The 19,595-nt window shown below is 67.5% G+C and carries 16 protein-coding genes; 4 read left to right on the top strand and 12 right to left on the bottom strand.

Annotated features, from left to right (window positions below; all coding sequences use genetic code 11):
• Positions 1-144: 144 nt before the first annotated feature.
• The 8 genes from ddaH to sucC form a co-directional block, all read right to left on the bottom strand.
• A complete protein-coding gene (gene ddaH / locus G3T36_RS19920; RefSeq protein WP_163287548.1) occupies positions 145-1,371 on the bottom strand; it encodes a dimethylargininase in 1,227 nt (408 codons plus the stop codon).
• A 25-nt stretch (positions 1,372-1,396) separates the two neighbouring features.
• A complete protein-coding gene (locus tag G3T36_RS00895; protein ID WP_240148215.1) occupies positions 1,397-2,476 on the bottom strand; it encodes a Glu/Leu/Phe/Val dehydrogenase family protein in 1,080 nt (359 codons plus the stop codon).
• 197 nt (positions 2,477-2,673) lie between these two features.
• A complete protein-coding gene (gene purH, locus G3T36_RS00900) occupies positions 2,674-4,254 on the bottom strand; it encodes a bifunctional phosphoribosylaminoimidazolecarboxamide formyltransferase/IMP cyclohydrolase (RefSeq protein WP_163287549.1) in 1,581 nt (526 codons plus the stop codon).
• A complete protein-coding gene (gene purN, locus G3T36_RS00905; protein WP_163287550.1) occupies positions 4,251-4,844 on the bottom strand; it encodes a phosphoribosylglycinamide formyltransferase in 594 nt (197 codons plus the stop codon). The genes purH and purN overlap by 4 nt, the downstream gene beginning before the upstream one ends.
• Positions 4,845-4,896: 52 nt before the next feature.
• The gene (locus G3T36_RS00910; protein ID WP_163287551.1) at positions 4,897-6,150 is read right to left on the bottom strand and encodes a cell division protein PerM; all 1,254 of its coding nucleotides are present in this window, start codon (positions 6,148-6,150) and stop codon (positions 4,897-4,899) included.
• 95 nt (positions 6,151-6,245) lie between these two features.
• Positions 6,246-7,631, bottom strand: a complete 1,386-nt coding sequence (locus G3T36_RS00915) for a hypothetical protein (protein ID WP_163287552.1) — start codon at positions 7,629-7,631, stop codon at positions 6,246-6,248.
• Positions 7,632-7,739: 108 nt separating this feature from the next.
• Positions 7,740-8,627, bottom strand: a complete 888-nt coding sequence (gene sucD / locus G3T36_RS00920; protein ID WP_163287553.1) for a succinate--CoA ligase subunit alpha — start codon at positions 8,625-8,627, stop codon at positions 7,740-7,742.
• 69 nt (positions 8,628-8,696) lie between these two features.
• A complete protein-coding gene (gene sucC, locus G3T36_RS00925) occupies positions 8,697-9,869 on the bottom strand; it encodes an ADP-forming succinate--CoA ligase subunit beta (protein ID WP_163287554.1) in 1,173 nt (390 codons plus the stop codon).
• Between the two features lie 247 nt (positions 9,870-10,116).
• On the opposite strand from sucC, the gene G3T36_RS00930 reads away from it, so the two are divergent.
• Together G3T36_RS00930 and G3T36_RS00935 are read left to right on the top strand one after the other, a co-directional pair.
• A complete protein-coding gene (locus G3T36_RS00930) occupies positions 10,117-11,562 on the top strand; it encodes a hypothetical protein (protein ID WP_163287555.1) in 1,446 nt (481 codons plus the stop codon).
• 43 nt (positions 11,563-11,605) lie between these two features.
• Positions 11,606-12,415, top strand: a complete 810-nt coding sequence (locus G3T36_RS00935; protein WP_338031413.1) for an oxygenase MpaB family protein — start codon at positions 11,606-11,608, stop codon at positions 12,413-12,415.
• Here G3T36_RS00935 and G3T36_RS00940 read toward each other — a convergent pair.
• Both G3T36_RS00940 and G3T36_RS00945 read right to left on the bottom strand, forming a co-directional pair.
• A complete protein-coding gene (locus G3T36_RS00940) occupies positions 12,387-14,831 on the bottom strand; it encodes an ATP-dependent helicase (RefSeq protein ID WP_163287556.1) in 2,445 nt (814 codons plus the stop codon). The two genes, G3T36_RS00935 and G3T36_RS00940, sit on opposite strands and share 29 nt — an antisense overlap.
• Positions 14,832-14,873: 42 nt before the next feature.
• The gene (locus tag G3T36_RS00945) at positions 14,874-15,905 is read right to left on the bottom strand and encodes a glycerophosphodiester phosphodiesterase family protein (protein WP_163287557.1); all 1,032 of its coding nucleotides are present in this window, start codon (positions 15,903-15,905) and stop codon (positions 14,874-14,876) included.
• A gap of 62 nt (positions 15,906-15,967) precedes the next feature.
• Between G3T36_RS00945 and G3T36_RS00950 the strand changes: the two genes are divergently transcribed.
• Positions 15,968-16,531, top strand: a complete 564-nt coding sequence (locus G3T36_RS00950) for a hypothetical protein (RefSeq protein WP_193570836.1) — start codon at positions 15,968-15,970, stop codon at positions 16,529-16,531.
• Positions 16,532-16,585: 54 nt separating this feature from the next.
• Entirely contained in the window at positions 16,586-17,386 is an 801-nt protein-coding gene (locus tag G3T36_RS00955; RefSeq protein ID WP_163287558.1) for a Bax inhibitor-1/YccA family protein, read from the top strand.
• Between the two features lie 141 nt (positions 17,387-17,527).
• Here the strand turns inward: G3T36_RS00955 and guaA are convergent, their stop codons facing one another.
• Entirely contained in the window at positions 17,528-19,114 is a 1,587-nt protein-coding gene (gene guaA / locus G3T36_RS00960; protein WP_163287559.1) for a glutamine-hydrolyzing GMP synthase, read from the bottom strand.
• A 22-nt stretch (positions 19,115-19,136) separates the two neighbouring features.
• Positions 19,137-19,595 carry a DUF3817 domain-containing protein gene (locus G3T36_RS00965; protein ID WP_163287560.1) on the bottom strand — a complete coding sequence of 153 codons (459 nt, stop codon included), beginning with the start codon at positions 19,593-19,595 and terminating at the stop codon, positions 19,137-19,139.

Genomic DNA, 19,595 nt, shown 5'->3' on the forward strand with positions numbered 1-19,595 from the left:
TGGCGTCCTCCTGAGCCCGTATGTTGTTCACGTCGGTAGCCACATAGGGTCGTTTCCGACCCCGAGCAGCCTTACAGAATATAACCGCAAGGCTGCCGAGTGCAAGACCGGGTTTTCCCGGGGTTGGATCGGCCCCGGCCCGGGTCACCCCCGGACGCGGATGGACAGGCAGGTGACGCAGCCCTCGAGCTTCTCGAATTCGCTGATGTCGACGGTGATGACGTTGTAGCCGAGGTCGGCCACGAGGGCGGCGGACCGGGGCGCAGAAGAGGACATGAGCACCGTGTCGTCGGAGAGGACGACGACGGCCGTGCCGTGCGCCTCCGGCACTGCGAGGAATCGGCCGAAGACCGACGGGTCGTCGACGAGGGGCTCGTAGCCGATGACCGTACCGTCGGGGAGTGCGGTGACTGCGGACTTGAGGTGAAGCGCCTTCGTCACCGGCACGGCGACGACGGTGAAGCCGAGCGGAGTGACGATCGAGCGGAGCTGGCGGATGCCTTCCGCGTTGGTCCGGCCGCCCCGCCCGACGAAGACGATCGAGCCGACCTTGAGGACGTCGCCGCCGTCGAGGGTTCCGGGTTCCTGGATGCGTTCGATGACCAGCCCCTGCGCCTGCAACGCGGCCTCGGTGCCCGCGACCTCGTCGCGGCGCGAGTCCGCTCCAGGGCGTGCGATCACGGCCGTGTCGCCGAAGACGACGGCGGTGTCCTCGACGAAGACGGAGTCGGCGAAGGTGTCGGCCGGGGTGACCTCGACGGTCTGCCATCCTGCTGCCGCGAGCGCCGCGACATAGCCGTCCCACTGCTTGTCGGCGAGCTCCGCATTCACCGGCTCGCGGTCGATGTGCGTGGTGAGCCCCTCGACCAGGTTCGAGGCCGGGATGCGCACCAGGGCGATCCGCGACCCTGTCCGCGTGCGACCCGTGTAGTCGACGACCCGGTTGTAGAGCCAGCGGCCGAACGTCGGTGTGAGCACCGTGACCAGGACGACGAACAGCAGGTTGAGCCCGACGAGTGTGGCGAGCACATACCCGAAAAGGGTCGCGGAGAACGCATTGCCCGAACTCACCGTGAGGATCAGCGTGTTCAGGAGGGGCGCGATGACCCCGACCAGGACGCCGGCGATCAATGCGGTCCACCATCGGGAGAACGCATCGATCGCACCGGCGACCAGGAGCAGGACGAACGCGAAGACACTCGCCAGGGAGAAGTAGTCGCTGACCTGGACGATCATCGCCCACGACGGACCACTTGTGCTCGCCAGGTTTCCGACGGTGAAGGCCAGGATCATCGAGACGTGCACGATGAGCGCGATGGCGAAAGCGGAAATGGCGGATGCGACGAGCCTGCGGCCTAGCGAGTTGGTCATGAGGATCAACCCTAGCGGAGCGATTCTATGCGTTGGCTGGCTCGCGCAGGCGTGCGAGCGCGATGTCCTCAGCGGCCTCGAGGGTGGTGATCCCGCGCTCGCGGGCGACCATGAAGATGTTGGAGACGATGTCGCCGATCGCGTCCACCCGCTCACGCGTGGCCTCGGCCGACGGCTGGTCCTCGTTCATCATGGAGAGGAAGATGACGCCGCCCGCGTTGACCACGAAGTCGGGGGCCCAGACGATCCCCCGGGCACGCAGCCGCTCGGCACCACTGCGGGCGGCGAGCTGGTTGTTCGCCGGTCCGACGACGGCCTTCACGCGCAGCTCGTCGATCACCTTGTCGGTGAGGACTCCGCCGACGCCGGCGGGAACGAAGAGGTCGCCCTCGACGAGGTGCGCCGTCTCTGGCTCGACCCAGGTCGCGCCGAGCGACTCCGCAAGCGCGCGCTTGACCGGGTTCACATCGGTGACCGTCAGCACCGCGCCTTCGGAGGCGAGGCGCATCGCGAGGATCGAGCCGACGTGGCCGAGCCCGAGCACGGTGATGCGACGACCGGCCACCTCGCGGCTGCCGAATACTTCTTCCAGGGTCGCGAGCAGCCCCGCGTAGACGCCGGCGGCGGTCGCGTCGCTCGGCTCCCCCACGCCACCCTCGGACGACGGAAGTCCGCACACATAGCTCGTGCGCGTCGCGACCACGGCCATGTCCTCAGCGGAGGTTCCGACATCCTCAGCCGTCATGTACGCGCCGCCCAGGCTCTCGATCGCGTCGCCGAGGTCGAGCATCGCCGCGTGGCGCTCCTCGGCGCTGAGGACTGTTCCGCGGGGCAGGTAGATCACCGTCTTGCCGCCACCCCGGTTGAGGCCGGCGGCCGCATTCTTCATCGTCATCCCCTCGGCGAGGCGCAAGGAATCGTTGAACGCCTCGACCCAGTTGTCGTACGTCCAGACGCGGCAGCCGCCGAGTGCCTGACCGAGAACCGTCGAGTGCACCGCGATGCTGATGGTGAGACCGCTCCTCGCCCCCTTGACGACGAGCACGCGCTCGTGGGGCAGGTTCTCGCCGGTGGTGGCGGTCAGGTCAATGGGCATGGCGGACATCGATGTCTCCTCGTGGGATCGTGACTGTAGGGGCGGCCTGGTGGGCCGAATCCATTTTGTCACAGCGAATGCGGGGTGACCTCAGGGGTCGTCCTCGCGAGCGCAGCTCGCTCGGCGCTGGCGTCGCGGAAACGCTATGCGTTTCTTTTAGCTCCAGCGCGCAGAACGCAATGCGTTTCTTTCAGCTCCAGCGCGGATCAATGGAAGAAGTGCCGCTCCCCAGTGAAGTACATCGTCACCCCGGCCTCCTTCGCCGCGGCGATGACCTCCTCGTCGCGGATCGACCCCCCGGGCTGGACGATCGCCTTAACGCCGGCCTCGATCAGGATGGCCGGCCCGTCTGCGAACGGGAAGAACGCGTCGGATGCGGCGACCGAACCGGCCGCGCGGTCACCGGCTCGCGTCACGGCCAGGTTGCACGAGTCGACCCTGTTCACCTGGCCCATGCCGACGCCGACCGATGCGCCGTCGTGTGCGAGGAGGATCGCGTTCGACTTCACGGCCCGGCACGCCTTCCAGGCGAACTCGAGGTCGGACCGCGTCTGCGCATCCGCGTCCTCGCCCGCGACCAGCTGCCATCCGTCGGATGAGAACTCGTCGAACCGATCCGAATCCTGCACCAGCACGCCGCCCGAGATCTGGCGGAACTCGGTCAGCGATCGCGTGTAGTCGGCAGGCAGTTTCAGCAGGCGCAGGTTCTTCTTCGTCTGCAGCAGTTCGAGGGCCTCAGGCTCGAAATCAGGCGCGATCAGCACCTCGGTGAAGATGTCCTTCACCGCCTGAGCCATCGCCAGGCTCACCGTGCGGTTCGCGGCGATGACGCCGCCGTAGGCCGACACCGGGTCGCAAGCGTGGGCTTTGGCGTGCGCATCCGCCACGTCCGTTCCGACGGCGATGCCGCACGGGTTGGCGTGCTTGATGATCGCGACCGCCGGCTCGCTGAAGTCGTACGCACTGCGCAGCGCTGCATCGGCGTCCACGTAGTTGTTGTACGACATCTCCTTGCCGCCGAGCTGCGTGGCCTGGGCGATACCCCGGCCGGCCGGGTCGACGTAGAGCGCGGCCGACTGGTGTGCGTTCTCGCCATAGCGAAGGGTCTGCTTCAGTTCTGCCTCGACCGCGAAACGTTCGTGCCAGTCGTCGGTCGACGGGCTCTCGCCGGCGAACCAGGCGGCCACGGCAGCGTCGTAGGCGGCAGTGTGGGCGAATGCTTTGACGGCCAGTTGCCGGCGCAACTCGAAGGTGGTGCCCCCGGCCGCGATCGCTTCGAGGATGCGCGGGTAGTCGGCCGGTGAGACCACGATCGCCACGTTCGCGTGGTTCTTCGCGGAGGCGCGCACCATCGCGGGCCCCCCGATGTCGATCTGCTCGACGACGTCGTCCCCGGCAGCGCCCGATGCGACCGTCTCGACGAACGGGTACAGGTTCGAGACCACGAGTTCGAACGGCTTGATGCCCAGCTCCGCCAGCTCGGATTCGTGCGAAGCGAGACGGAGGTCGGCGAGGAGCCCCGAGTGGATGCCCGGGTGGAGGGTGCGGACCCGGCCGTCGAGATGCTCGGGGAACCCGGTGACGGTCGCCACATCGGTGACCGGGTGGCCCGCATCCCGGATCCTGCTCGCCGTGGTGCCGGTGGCGACGATCTCGATGCCCGCTTCGATGAGTGCGGCCGCGAGTTCGACGAGCCCGGTCTTGTCGCTGACCGAGACCAGCGCTCGTCGCACTGGAACGAGGTCGCGTTCACGGTAGAGGCTCGGGTCGTGACGGGGTCCGCTCATGCTCGTGCAAGCTCCTTGAGGTCGATGTATCCATTGGCGATGTCGAGCACGGCCTGGACCAGCAGGCGGCGCTCGACCGGCTTGATGCGGTCGTGCAGGCTCGCTTCGGTATCCCCCGGCAGGACGGCGACGCGTTCCTGGCTGATGATGGGGCCGGCATCCACACCGTTGTCGACGACTATGAGGCTGGCACCGGTCTCGGTCACGCCTGCGGCGAGAGCGTCGCGTACACCGTGTGCGCCCGGGAACTCGGGAAGGTAGGCGGGATGCGTGTTGATCAGTCGCGGGGAGAGGGCCGCGACCACACGGGGCGGGACCAGGCGCATGAACCCGGAGAGGATGACCAGGTCGGGCCCCCATTGCAGAATCTGCTCGAGCAGTGCATCCCCCCACTCCTCCCGGTTGTCGAACGACGAGAACGGAACGGTGAACGAGGGAATGCCGTATTCTTCGGCCCAGGCGAGACCGTCGGCGTCGCGGTCGGCTCCGATCGCCACCACCCGCGCGGGGAATTCGGCGTCTTCGGATGCCTCGAGCAGTGCGCGCAGGTTCGACCCGCCGCCGGAGATCAGGACTACGAGCGAAAGCACGTATTCAGCCTACCGGTCGGCGTTGAGCCACCGGGACGCCCCCTGACGGCCGTCAGCGCCGGATGCGTCCCCCGGCCAGCATGCCGATACCCGCGGCGACTGCGACCTCCGCCGCTGCCAGCAGCCCGACCATCCACGGATTCGGCCCGACCTCGTGAAGGCGCCCCGGGCCGAGCGCTCCCCCCGACCACCACGCGAGCAGGCCGAGCTCTATGCCGGCGACGCAGCCGACGCCGACGGCCGTGAGGACGACCCAGCCCGGACCGTGGACGGCCGCCGAACGGTTGACGTGCGAGCGCAGCAGCACGGCCGCGATAAAGCCGGCGAGCAGCGGGACGAGGAGACCGAGAAAACCGAACGCCAGGGATCCGGACGGCAGCACACCGAAGAGCGGGACCGACGGAATCGGGCCCAGCTGGGTGGCGACCGGCCCGACCGACGAACCCGTGCCGATCGCAAAGCCCGGCCCGATCAGCCACGCCGCCGTCCAGATGACGAGGTTGGGGATGAACGCGGCCTGGGCGATCGTCAGCGCAGCGCCACCGAGCGCCCCGCTCTGGAGCCGCTCGTAGAGTCCGACGATCGCACCGAAATCGACGACGATGAGGACGGTGAGCACGAGAGCAGCCCCGACCACGACCAGCGCGGCGGCAGCCGTCCCTCCACGTGCGGCGGCGGCGGCCCCGGATCGTAACGCGGGAGGCAGACCGTCCAAGCGCATCCGGAAAGCGGAGGCGAGTCGGCCGGGTCGGGCGACCGGAGCGGTCTCCGTCGCGGCGACCCGACGCATCCGCTCACGACGCACCAGCCCCGCACCGATACCGATCGCGATCCCGATCGCGTAGACGAACGGGGGAAGCAGGATGCCCTGCCACAGCGACGGGCGGACGACGGTGCTCCCACAGGTGAAGGTCACGATCGCCGACAGCGCCGCGAACACCGCGAGCGCTGTGACGACACCAGTGGCCCGGTAGGCGGTCTCGGAGGCGCGTAGCCCGGTTCGCACCCCGAACACGGCGGTGAACAGGGCGAAGCCGAGCGCTGCGATGGTGATCTGGAACGGAACCGCGGCGCCGGGCAGGCCCAATGTCGCCGCTGTCACCGGGTCGAGCGCAACCGTGAGGTTCACGCCGTGCCCGACGAGCCAGATGTCTCCCGCCGCACGCCAGAAGATGAACCAGTCGACAGCGAGGTGATACTGCGCCGCCCAGAGGATCGTGAGCGGCACCAGGGCGATCCCGAGGCCGACCGCTGCCACGATGACCGCCTCGAGGGCTGCGAGCAGGGCGACGGTTGTGCGATTCATCTCCGCTGGAGCCTACCCGGCGAACAGCGGGGCGCCCGGCAGACACTTCGCGTGGGCGGCGAGCTCACGGAAAGGCCCTGGAACGCCGCCAGCCCTCAGCCGGCGGTCACGATCGGAGTGTCCTCGTCGACCTCGCGCGGCACCGTCACGACCGGCCGCTGGAGCAGCTCCAGAATGGCGATCACCAGCACCGCGATCACGAGTGTCCAGATCGTGAGAGATGGCGTGATCGGCCGCACGAAGAGCACGATCGCCGACGCGATCACGGCCACCAGCACCCGTAGAAGCACCCGCTGCGCGTAGAGCCACTCGCCGAAACGACCGGTCGAGATGCCGTGCTCCTCTGAGAGCGTGCGCAGGCGCGCAGCCCCGGAGGCGTAGAAGCCGCGCAGCTTCCGCGGAACCTCGAAGGGGCCGGCGAACCAGCCGACGACGGCGACGACGATCGCCAGCACGAGCACGGCGACAGTCGTCTCCTGCATGGCCGCCACAACGGTATTGAACAGGGTGCGCGCAACGCTCGAGGGCAGCAGCGCAGGCGACGTGGATGAGATGAACACGATCCGGCCGATCGCGAACGCTGCAGCGACGACGATCATCGAAAGCGCGAGGGCGACGGCGGCCCAGATGAGGGCGACCGCCCGGCGGCGGGCGACGAGCACTCCGGCGGCGAGGAACGCGAGCGCCACCCACGGCAGCCAGGCGCCGGCCAGGAGGGCGACGTTGTAGGCCGCCTGGATGGTGGGGATCGCGTCGGACTGGGCGACGGTGATCGTGCGATCGATGGTCGGGATCTGCGACGCGAACGTGATCCCCTGGCTGACGAGCGTGGACTTGACCCGCTCGATGATCGGCGCGAGCTGGATTCCGATCGACCCGTCGGAGCCGATCGTGATCGCCGCCTTCGGATTGTTCTGCATCGTGGCGACGAGTTGCTCATGACTCAACCGGAGCGCGCTCGTCCAGACGTCCGCGAAGGCGGGCGAACTCACGAAATTGCCGACGGCAGTGTGGACGAGCGACTGGATGCCCTGCGCGGCCGGGCCCTTCAGCGCCTCGAGCGCCTTCGTTGCGGCCGGTCCTGTGCCGAGAGACGTGATGCCGTCGATCACGTCGTTCGTGAGCTGTTTGACATCCACCTGCTGGTTGATCACGTCGACGATCTGGTTCGTGATGTACGCCTGGACAGCGGGGTCCTTCGCGAGGGGGGCGTAGGTCGCGACGAACGTGTCGGAGTCGGTGAGGACGACCTTCGCCCACGAAGCCACGACCGCCACCGGCGCGAGGATGGCCCCGATCACGATCAGGACCGTCGCGAGAAGGGTCCAGCCCCAGCCGCGCCCCTTCTTCTTCACCTGGACCGGAGGAAGCGACTCGATCTGGACGGTCGTGACACCGTCTTCGCGCATCCGGAGCGCCGCGTTCTCCGCTTCGAGCTCCTCGATACGTCGCAACAGGTCTGCGCTGGTCGGTCGAGCCATGTCGAACCCCCTTCACCCCGTGATGCACACTGTAGCGCTGGGGGGTGTCGCGGGTCACGAAAAAAGCCCCGCGGATGTGTCCACAGGGCCTTTCTCGAAACAGTCGCGTCAGAGCGCGGCGTAGACCTCGCGCAGCAGGGCTGCGGTCTCGCTCGGGGTCTTGCCGACGCGGACGCCGGCGGCCTCGAGGGCCTCCTTCTTCGCCTGGGCGGTGCCCGCGGAACCGGAGACGATCGCGCCGGCGTGGCCCATCGTCTTGCCTTCCGGGGCGGTGAACCCGGCGACATAGCCGACGACCGGCTTGGTGACGTTCGCCTTGATGAAGTCTGCTGCCCGCTCCTCGGCGTCGCCTCCGATCTCACCGATCATGACGATCGCCTTGGTCTCGGGGTCGGCCTCGAACGCGGCGAGCGCATCGATGTGGGTGGTGCCGATGATCGGGTCGCCGCCGATGCCGATCGCGCTCGAGAAGCCGAGGTCACGGAGCTCGTACATCATCTGGTAGGTCAGGGTGCCCGACTTCGACACGAGGCCGATCGGGCCCTTGCCCGTGATGTTCGCCGGGGTGATTCCGACGAGCGACTCACCCGGGGTGATGATGCCAGGGCAGTTCGGGCCGATGATGCGGGTCTTGTTGCCCTTGACCTTCGTGTACGCCCAGAACTCTGCCGAGTCCTGCACCGGGATGCCCTCGGTGATGACCACGACGAGCGGGATCTCGGCGTCAATGGCCTCGACGACCGCATCTTTTGCGAACGCCGGCGGAACGAAGACGATCGACACGTCGGCGCCCGTCTTCTCGATCGCTTCGACCACGGTGCCGAAGACGGGCAGCTCGACGTCGCCGTGGGTGACCGTCGTCCCGGCCTTGCGGGCGTTGACGCCACCGACGACCTGGGTTCCGGCCTTCAGCATGAGGGCGGTGTGCTTGGTGCCCTCACCGCCGGTGATGCCCTGGACGATGACCTTGGAATCCTTGTTGAGGAAAATCGACATTACAAACCTTTCAAGTCCTTCGAAGCGCAGCTTCGGCGGCGCTGGCGTCGCCGAAGCGTTGCGCGAATCTTAAAGCTCCGGCGCGGAAGCCAACTCAGCAGCCATGTCGGCGCCTTCGTCCATCGTGAGAGCCAGGGTGACCAGCGGGTGGGCAGCCTCGGTCAGGATGCGGCGACCCTCGTCGACGCGGTTGCCGTCGAGGCGCACGACCAGCGGCTTGTTCGCCTCGTCGCCGAGGATCTCAAGCGCCTTGACGATCCCGTTCGCCACCGCGTCACAGGCGGTGATTCCGCCGAAGACGTTGACGAACACGCTCTTCACCTGCGGGTCGTTCAGGATCACGTCGAGGCCCGCTGCCATGACCTCGGCGGATGCGCCGCCACCGATGTCGAGGAAGTTCGCCGGCTTCGCGCCGCCGTGGTTCTCTCCCGCGTAGGCGACGACGTCGAGGGTGCTCATGACGAGTCCCGCGCCGTTGCCGATGATGCCGACCTGGCCGTCGAGCTTCACGTAGTTGAGGTCGCTGGCCTTCGCCTTCGCCTCCAGCGGGTCCGTGGCGGACTTGTCCTCGAGGGCGCTGTGGTACAGGTGACGGAAACCGGCGTTCTCGTCGAGGGTCACCTTGCCGTCGAGCGCGATGATGTCGCCCTCTTCGGTCAGGACGAGCGGGTTGACCTCGACCAACGTCGCGTCCTCACCCTTGTAGACCTCGTAGAGCTTGGCGAAGACGGCGGCCACCTTCTCCACCAGTTCTTCGGGGAAGCCTGCGGCCCGCGCGATGCCGACAGCCTTGTCGTGGTCGACGCCGACGATCGGGTCGACCTCGATGCGGGCGAGCGCCTCGGGCTTCTCCACCGCAAGCTGCTCGATCTCCATACCGCCCTCGACGCTGGTCAGCGAAAGGTAGGAGCGGTTGGCGCGGTCGAGGAGCACGGAGAAGTAGAACTCCTGCGCGATGCGGGCTCCGCCGGCGACCATCACGCGGTGGACGACGTGGCCCTTGATGTCGAGGCCGAGGATCGCCTTCGCGGCCGCTTCGGCCTCATCCGGGTTCTTCGCGACCTTGACGCCGCCGGCCTTGCCACGACCGCCGACCTTGACCTGGGCCTTGACGACCACCACGCCGCCGAGTTTCTCGGCCGCTGCGCGCACCTCCTCCGGAGTATCCGCGACGATGCCCGGAAGAACCGGGACCCCGTACTGTTCGAACAGGTCTCTGGCCTGGTACTCGTAAAGATCCACGGTTATCCAATCCGCTGGTGCCGGCGCGCGCTCGTGGCGCCGTCCGTTTCCGTATTTTCGGCGAACTCCGGCCGAGATAGCTCGACGCCGAGATAAATTCGCCACTGAGAACTCTATCCTCTCCCGCTGAACGCCGACGACCCGGTCTCCGATCGCCGTCTCCTCCACAAGACGTCCCCTGCGCGGACTGTCCACAGATCTCTCCGGGCCGCCTCCGGCCGGCCGCACGACGCCGGACGCTGGATCCATGTCAAAGCGAATCTCCATCCTCGTCACCGCTGTCGCGGTGGCTGGTTTCATGCTCTTCTCGATCGCCGTCAGCTCACTGAGTGCGCGGGCCCTGTCCGCGACAGGAGTGGCGGTGGGATATTGGTCCACCGACCACTTCTGGCTCGGTTCATACAGCCTCGACGACGGCACCCGCGGATTCTGTCTCGAAGCGGGAAAGACCTGGCCGGTCGGTCGCGAGACCGAACTCGTGGACGGCGCGAGCCTCGGCTGGTTCACACCGGACGACGCGGCGCGGCTGGCGTACATCTCGCGCAACTGGGCGATGTCCGACGACCGGGTCACGGCGGCGGGCGGCCAGCTCGCGACGTGGATCATCGCCGGACTCGGCGGCCACACACAGGAAGAACTGGCAGCGCGATCCGGGGCCGACGGTGACGCCGTTCTCGCCCGCGCACGCGCGATGGTCAGCGAGGCGACGCGCGAGGCGACACGATCGATTGCCGCGACGGCAGTGCTCGAGCTCTCGGAGAGCGGCCCGGGCAGACTCCGGGTCGAACTGTCCCCCGAGCGACTCGACGGCTTGCGGGCCAACCTCCCGGCAGGAGACTTCGTCGGCACAGTCGAACTGACCGGTGCGACCTTCACCGGAGGATCGACCTCGGCCCGGGTGCCGAACGGAACCGACGTCGAGGTGCTCCCCACGTCGACCGGGCCGACCACCGAGGTCTCTGCGACGGCACGGTTCGCCGACCTCCCGTTCGGCGGTCGCCTCCTCGTCGGCAGGTCGGGCGACGATGTGCAGGCTCTCCTGGTCTCGACGCCGGCGTCCGCCACAGCGTCAGCGACCGTCTCGAGCGTCGGCGTCTCGCCCCGTCCCATGCAGCCTGTCGTGCATACGCTGACGAGTCAGAAGACAGCCACGCCGGGCGCACATATCAGTGATCTGCTGACCGTCGACATCGACGCCGGTGAAGACCTCCTTCCGTCGTGGGGCGTCTTCGACAACGGCACGGGGATGGCGCCGATCGTGGTCACGGTGGAGAGCCGCCTGCTGGGGCCGTTCGACGCCCCCATCGAGCGATCGCCCGACATTCCGGCGAACGCTCCGGCGGTATGCACCGTCACGACGGAGGTCTCCGGCCCGGGCGAGTACCGCACGCCCGAGTGCGTGGTCGAGTATGCCGGCTACTACGTCTGGGTTGAGCGCATCGATCCGGAGGCGGTGCCCGCCGACCGCGGCGGCTCGCGGGTCCGCCCCTGGCAGTCCGAATTCGGCATCGCCTCCGAGGTGACCCTGGTTGAAGGCCCTGCAATGGCTTCAGTCGTGCTCGCCGACACGGGATCGCGCGCGGAGTTCGTGGCACCTGCCGTGGCCGCGCTCTGTGTCGCGCTGGGCGTGAACCTTGTCGCTCTCAGCCGCATTCGCCGGGCTCGACGAACTGCTCGCAGCATCCTCCGATGAATCCGCTGGCATGATGGACCGCACCACCGGAGGGAGGTGTGATGTGGGCAGGACACTCGGAGTACACGACATCGTCGCCGAAGCGGTGCTGGTCGCGGGCGGCGGCCGCGCGATCCTGCTCCAGATCGCCCACCCTGCGGTCGGTCGCGGCGTTGTCGACCACAGCGATTTCGCCGCGGATCCGCTCGGGCGCCTGCGTTCCACACTCACCTTCGTGTACGCGACGGTCTACGGATCCCCTGACGAGGTCGCTGCGGTCCAGAGGGCCGTCAACCGCGCACACGCCCCCGTCCGGGCCGCCAGTCCGTCGGGGGACGGGCCGGCGTACAACGCGTTCGATCCGCAACTGCAACTCTGGGTCGCCGCCACGCTCTACGACTCAGCAGTGACGACCTACGAGGGTGTCTTCGGCCCCCTCGACAGCGAATCCGCCGACCGCATCTACTCGGAGTACTCCGTGCTGGGCACGGTGCTTCAAGTGCCCCCGGGCCTCTGGCCGGCGGACAGGGGCGCATTCGCGGCATACTGGGCGGCGACGCTTCCGACTCTCAAGGTCACGCCGGGCACCCGCGCAGTCGCCCAGCAGGTCCTGCACGGGCGCAACCTGCCGCTGTGGCTGAGATCGGTGATGCCGCTCGGCCGGCTGGCGACAGCAGGCCTCCTGCCCGTGCCATTACGAGTCGAGTTCGGCCTGCCGTGGAACCGTCGCCGCCAGCGTCGGTTCGACCGGCTGATGCGGCTGACAGCGGTCGTCTACCCGCACCTCCCCGGCTGGCTTCGTCACCGCCCGCGCGATCTCCTCCTGCGGCGGTTGCGCAGGTCGATCACAGCTTCTCGATCGGCGCGATCTTGATCAGGAGTTTCTTGGTTCCGGCCTTCTCGAACTGAACGTGTGCAACGCGCTTCGTGCCCTCGCCCGTCACCGCCGTGACCCGCCCGTCGCCGAAGTCGGTGTGGCGGATGCGGTCACCGGCAGCCAACTCGAGATCGCCGTTGTCGCGCACCGTCGCCGTGATGCGGTTCGGCCACTCGGCCTTCGGGCGGTCGAGCGCCGCAGCTCCGAAGTTCCGCTGCCCGGTCTCCTCCCCCCACCGCGAACCAGGACGCCGGGCGTTCAAAGCCCTCGGCTGGGTCCCGCCGCGACTCGTCGCCGAACCGGGCGACTGCTTCCAGTCGATCAGGTCGGCCGGGATCTCCTGAAGGTACCGGCTCGGCATCGCCACCGCCGTCTCGCCGAACTGCGCCCTGGTCATGGCCAAGGAGAGGAACAGACGCTTCTTCGCCCGCGTGATCCCGACGTAGAAGAGCCGGCGTTCCTCGGCCGGCCCGCCCGGTTCGCCGGCCGACATGCGGTGCGGAAGCAGGTCTTCCTCGACGCCGGTGAGGAAGACCGCGTCGTACTCGAGCCCCTTCGCCGTGTGCAGGGTCATGAGTGAGACCGTTCCGCTGGAGTCGTCGATCTCGTCGGCCGCCGCCACCAGCGACACCTCGGTGAGGAAGTCGATGAGCCCACCGTCGGGATTGTTGCGGGCGAACTCCTTCGTCACGGCCACGAGTTCTTCGACGTTCTCGGCTCTCGCTTCGTCTTGAGGGTCGCGGCTGGAGCGGAGCGCCTCGAGATAGCCGCTCTGGTCGAGCAGGAACGTCAGCACGTCCGCGACCGGAGACGCGCCCGCGGGCGCGGTCGGGTCGGCCTTCGCAGCCGCCTCGTCGAGCAGCGCCGAGAGCTGCAGGATCGCGTTGGTGACCTTCGGCCCGAGCCCGAGCGACCCGGCGTCACGCATCGCTTCACGGAAGGTGATGCCGTTGTCACCCGCGTAGCTGCCCAGCTGTGTCTCGGTGGCCGGACCGATCCCCCGCTTCGGTGTGTTCAGGATGCGGCGTAGCGCGAGCATGTCGTCCGGGTTCGCAACGGCGATGAGGTACGCCATCGAGTCCTTGATCTCTGCCCGCTCGTAGAACTTGGTGCCACCCATGATCCGATAAGGCAGAGCCGACCGGATGAAGATCTCTTCCAGCGCTCGCGTCTGGGCGTTCGTGCGATAGAACACGGCGATGTCGCGGTAGTCCATGCCGTTGGCGTGAAGTTTCTCGATCTCATCAGCGACGAACTGCGCCTCGTCATGCCCGGAGTAGCCGGTGAACCCGACGATCTTCTCGCCGTCGCCGACCGCGGTCCAGAGTTTCTTGTCCTTGCGGTCGAAGTTGTTCGCGATGACAGCGTTGGCGGCGCTGAGGATGTTCTGGGTGGATCGGTAGTTCTGTTCGAGCAGCACGACCTTCGCTCCGGGGAAGTCCCGCTCGAACTCCACGATGTTACGGATGTCCGCACCGCGAAACGCGTAGATCGACTGGTCGGAGTCGCCGACCACCGTCAGCGAGGCGCCCGGGACCACGCCCACCGCATCCTGCAGCGCCCGAACGTGGAGACCCTGCTGCTCCAGGTCGTCGGCGATGGCCGGAGCGATCGGCATCGTGAGTTCCCGGATGAGCGAGTACTGCGCATGGTTGGTGTCCTGGTACTCGTCGACCAGGATGTGGCGGAAGCGGCGCTGATAGAGGGCCGCCACGCGAGGGAACGCCCGGAAGAGGAAGACGGTCTCGCTGATCAGGTCGTCGAAGTCGAACGCGTTCGCCGATCGGAGCGCCTTCGTGTACTGCCGGAAGATCTCGAGGAACATCACCTCCTGCGGATCGCTCAGATTCGCCGACCGCGCGTAGGTCTCGACATCGGAGAGTTCGTTCTTGAGCTTGGAGATCTTGCCTGACACCCCGGCGACCGTGAATCCGAGCGTGTCGGCATCGAGATCTTTGACGATTCGCTTGATGAGCGCGCGGGTGTCGCCGGAATCGTAGATCGTGAAGTTCGCGGTCTTGCCGATCGACTCGGCCTCGCGGCGCAGGATCCGGACGCACGCCGAGTGGAACGTCGAGATCCACATGCCGTCCGCTGTGTTGCCGAGCAGCGCCTGGACCCGCTCGCGCATCTCGGTCGCGGCCTTGTTCGTGAAGGTGATCGCAAGGATCTGGCTCGGCCACGCTTCGCGCCGGTCGATGAGGCTGGCGATGCGTCGCGTGAGCACGCTCGTCTTGCCAGAGCCCGCCCCCGCGACGATCAGCAGAGCCGACCCGCGGTACTCCACGGCCTGCCGCTGTTGCGGGTTCAGGCCGGCGAGGAGGGCGTCGTCTGCCGAAGGCGCGGACCGCCCGTCGAGGATGATGGGGGCAGCGGATGCGGGGGAAGGATCCGAATCGAAAAGGCTCGTCATGTCGTCAACGATTTTAGTCGCCGCCACCGTCACCGACCGCCGTCAGCTCCCGTCGCGGATCGCCACGGCGAGGTCGGGCTGGTCGGCGAAGACGCCGTCGACGCCCGACCGCATGATCAGGGAGAAGTCCGTGCGCCAGTCGCCCCAGGCCGAGTCCGATTCGCCCCGGCGGAAGGTCTGCGGGAGGAAGTGGTTCTCGGGCCGCAGAGTCCAGCAGAAGACCCGCAGTCCAGCGGAGTGCGCGGTGTCGACGAGCTCCGACGTCGGGTCGCCGCCGAGGTCGAGCTCTTCAGCGGTGAGCACCAGCGAATGGTCGACGCTGATCCCGTCGACCCGGTTGGCAGCATCCGCGGCGCCGAGCGCATACAGGCCGACAGCAGTGATGTCCTGGTCGTATCCCGCCGCCCCCGACCCAAGGGCCGCGACCCGGTCGGCCGGCGCACCCGTCGATTCGACGAGGTAGAACCGGCGCCCGCGGTAGCCGCGCTGATAGAGCTTCGCGAGCACGGTCCTCTCGAAGCTCTCGACGATGAGCTCGGGATTGTCGCCCCATCCGGTCTCTGCCAGCTCGCGGTCGAAGAGGTCGTCGAGCGGCAGCCCGATCGACTCGAAGTAGGTCGCATGCTTGAGCTCGGCGACGATGCCGAGGAGACGTGCAGCATCGTCGGACGCCCGGTCGACGATGTCGACGAGATCGCGGAACCGCAGGATCGGATAGCGGCCGTCGAAGCTCGCGCTCGTCTGGCGCAGCGACGGCACGCGCTCGGTGGCCCGGAGCCCCGACAGTTCCGCCCAGGTGAAATCCTCGGTGAACCAGCCGGTGATCTCGACCCCGTCGATCTCCTTCGTCGCGCGCCGGTCGGCGAATTCCGGATGCGCGGCCACGTCGGTCGTCCCCGAGATCTCGTTCTCGTGCCGCAGCACCAGCACTCCGTCACGCGTGGCGACCAGATCGGGCTCCACCGCATCCGCCCCGAGGGCGAACGCCAGTTCGTACGCCGCCCTCGTGTGCTCGGGCCGGTACCCGGACGCACCCCTGTGCCCGACCACGAGCGGGGATGAATGCGCATGCATGGACAGATAATAGCCGCGCGATCTGGCGGCCCCTCTGCTCATCCGAGTGCCAGAATCGTTTCGTGTCCGACACCGTCCCCCTGCACGAGCGCTGGCGCGAACCAGCGTCCCTGCTTCCCCTGCACTGGGGCGCCTACCGTCCGCGCCTGGTCCTCGGCCTCGCAGGCATCATGCTCGGCACCGCATGCGTCCAGCTGACGAGCGCATACAGTCTCGTCTTCCTGCTCGTCGGGTCCCTTCTCCAGCCGGCGGGCTGGGCCGTTCTCCCTGCTCCGATCGGCCGGAGGGTCGCCGTCGTGGTCCCCGTGCTCGGCTTCACGTGGCTGATGCTCGGCGGTGCATCCTTCGCCTGGTGCTTCGTTGTTCCGCTCGCAGCGTGGCTCCTCGTCCGCCTCCGTCCCGCGATCAGCTACGTGGTGCTGATCCTGCCGGTCGCATGCGGCGTCGTCCTTTCGGCTGCGATCGCCGACTACAGCGGCACCTGGATCTCCTTCACCGTCAGCAGCCTCGTCGCGATCGCCGCCGCCTGGATCGCGCGCGCGATCGCGGTCGCCTGGTCGAAACGCGCCCCGCGGGCCCCGAGATCAAAGCAATCTGTCAGCCGGAATGAGGGCGAACTCGACTAGATTGACTACACAGCCGTTCAGCGGCATTCCCGGTCCAAGGTGAGTAGAGGAACCATGGCACTCGACAATCCCGCATTCTCGCGGAACCCCGCGTTCGCTTCCAATGCGAAGACGACAACGCCGCCCGCGGCCCCGAGCGCTGAGACGCTTCAGCAGCTCTATGAGGCCCCATCGGCCGGGTCGCACGACACCGGCCGGATGACGGTCGAAGACACCATCGTCAAGACGGCGATCAGTTTCGTGCTCCTCGTCGCCGGTGGCGCAGTCGGCTGGGCCTTCCCCGTGCTGTGGGTGCCCGCCATGATCGTCGGCCTCGCGCTCGCGCTCGTCAACATCTTCAAGAAGAAGCCATCAGCTCCGTGGGTGCTTTCGTACGCCGTCGTGGAGGGTGTGTTCGTCGGCGCGGTCTCCGGCGTCTTCGAGCAGCAGTGGCCGGGGATCGTCGTCCAGGCCGTCCTTGCCACCGTTGCCGTGATCGCCGTCACCCTGGCGCTCTTCGCGAGCGGCAAGATCCGCGCATCCGCTCGCGCGACCAAGGTCTTCCTGATCGCGATGGTCGGGTACCTGCTCTTCTCGGTCATCAACCTCGTGTTGGTGTGGACCGGCGCGAACACCAACCCGTTCGGTCTGAGCGGCTCGGTCACGATCTTCGGCATCCCGCTCGGGCTGGTCCTCGGTGTGCTCGTCGTCATCATGGCCGCCTACTCACTCGTGATCGACTTCGACTACATCAAGCGCGGCACCGCCAACCGGCTGCCCCGGGAGTACGGCTGGAGCGGCGCCTTCGGCATCATGGTGACCGTCGTCTGGCTGTATCTCGAGATCCTGCGTATGTTCGCGATTGCGCGAAACTAAAAGCACAGCCGCGATTGCGCGAAACTAAAAGCACAGCCGCGATTGCGCGAAACTAAAAGCACAGCCGCGATTGCGCGGAACCGGCAACCCGATCGAAAAGAAGGCCGGCGCGGATTCGTTCCGTGCCGGCCTTCTTTTCGCCTACTCCCACTCGATTGTGCCCGGGGGCTTCGAGGTGACGTCGAGGACGACCCGGTTGACGCCGGCGACTTCGTTCGTGATGCGGTTGGAGATCTTCGCGAGAACGTCGTAGGGCAGTCGCGTCCAGTCGGCCGTCATCGCGTCTTCGCTGCTGACGGGACGCAGCACGATCGGATGCCCGTAGGTGCGCCCGTCGCCCTGCACGCCCACCGACCGCACATCGGCCAGCAGTACGACGGGGCACTGCCAGATCTCGTTGTCGAGGCCGGCCGCTGTGAGCTCGGCGCGCACGATGGCGTCGGCGTCTCGCAGCAGGTCCAGGCGCTCGGAGGTGACTTCGCCGACGATGCGGATCCCGAGCCCAGGTCCGGGGAAGGGCTGGCGCCCGACGATGACTTCCGGCAGACCGAGTTCGCGGCCGATGGCCCGCACCTCGTCCTTGAAGAGGGTACGCAGGGGTTCGACCAGTTCGAACTGCAGGTCTTCGGGCAGTCCGCCGACGTTGTGGTGGCTCTTGATGTTCGCCGTGCCGGTGCCGCCGCCCGACTCGACCACGTCGGGGTACAGCGTGCCCTGCACGAGGAACCGGATCGGGTCGCCGTCCGCCGCAGCTTCGGCGACCAGGTCGGCCTGGGCCTGCTCGAAGGTCCGGATGAATTCGCGCCCGATGATCTTGCGCTTGGTCTCGGGGTCGCTCACGCCGGCGAGCGCGTCGAGGAACTGGCGCTCGGCGTCGATCGTCACGAGACGAACGCCCGTGGCCGCTACGTAGTCTTCTTCGACCTGCCGGCGTTCGTCTTTGCGCAGGAGACCGTGGTCGACGAACACGCAGACGAGCTGATCGCCGACCGCCTTGTGCACGAGCGCGGCCGCGACTGCCGAGTCGACGCCTCCTGACAGCGCGCAGATGACTTTGCCGCCACCCACCTGGGCGCGGATGGCCGCGACCTGGTCGGCGATCACGTTGCCACTGTTCCAGTCGGCGGGAATGCCGGCGGCACGGTGCAGGAAGTTCTCGAGCACCCGCTGACCGTAGGCCGAGTGCTTGACTTCGGGGTGCCACTGCACGCCGTAGAGCTTCTTCTCGTCGCTCGCGAAGGCGGCCACCGGCGTCGAGGCCGTGGACGCGAGGACCGCGAAGCCTTCGGGAGCCTTGGAGACGGAGTCACCATGGCTCATCCAGGCCGTCTGCGATTCGGGCTGCCCGTCGAGCAGGATTCCGGCGTCGCTCACGGTGACGTCGGTCGAGCCGTATTCACGCTGCCCGGTGTGCGCGACCTCTCCGCCGAGCGCCGTCGCCATCACCTGGAAGCCGTAGCAGATCCCGAGAACCGGGACGCCGAGCTCGAGGATCTCGCTGTCGAGTTGGGGAGCACCCTCTTCGTAGACGCTGGAAGGTCCACCGGAGAGCACGATTCCCGCCGGGCGCTTCGCCACGACCTCCGCCGCGGTGATCGTGTGCGGGACGATCTCGGAGTACACGTTCGCCTCGCGCACGCGGCGCGCGATCAGCTGTGCGTACTGGGCGCCGAAGTCGACGACGAGAACGGGACCTGTCGGGTGGGCACTGTCGGCACCGGTGAGCATGTCGCTGAATGCGGAATCGGTGCTAATGGGATGCCTCCACGAGATTCGCTTCTTCGGCCTCCCGGCCGGCCAGATAGGTTCGCACCTGCTTCGTGATGATCGCTTCGACGAAGAAGGACAGGAACGGGATGACGCCGCCGAGCGCGATCTGCACGAACTTGGCGAAGTTCCATCGCATCAGGCTCCACAACCGGAAGTCGGAGAAGAGGTACACGACGTAGAGCCAGCCGTGCGCGATCAGGATGCCGGTGCTGAGGTTGATTCCGGTGGCGACCGGCAGAGTGCCGCTCGGGTCCCACGGAACGAACGCGAGGACGCCATGGTCGCCGAACGCATAGAGCTCGTAGCGGAAGCCGTACTTGACGATCATCTCCGTCACCAGCAGGAGCAGCATGATTCCGGTGACGTAGGCGAAGACCTGATAGAACTTCAGCGCCCCGCGGATCTTCGGAAAGTCCTGGGGTTTGGGTGCGAGGGCCAT

This window comes from Leifsonia tongyongensis (genome assembly GCF_010686705.1).
GTDB classification, from domain to species: domain Bacteria; phylum Actinomycetota; class Actinomycetes; order Actinomycetales; family Microbacteriaceae; genus Diaminobutyricibacter; species Diaminobutyricibacter tongyongensis.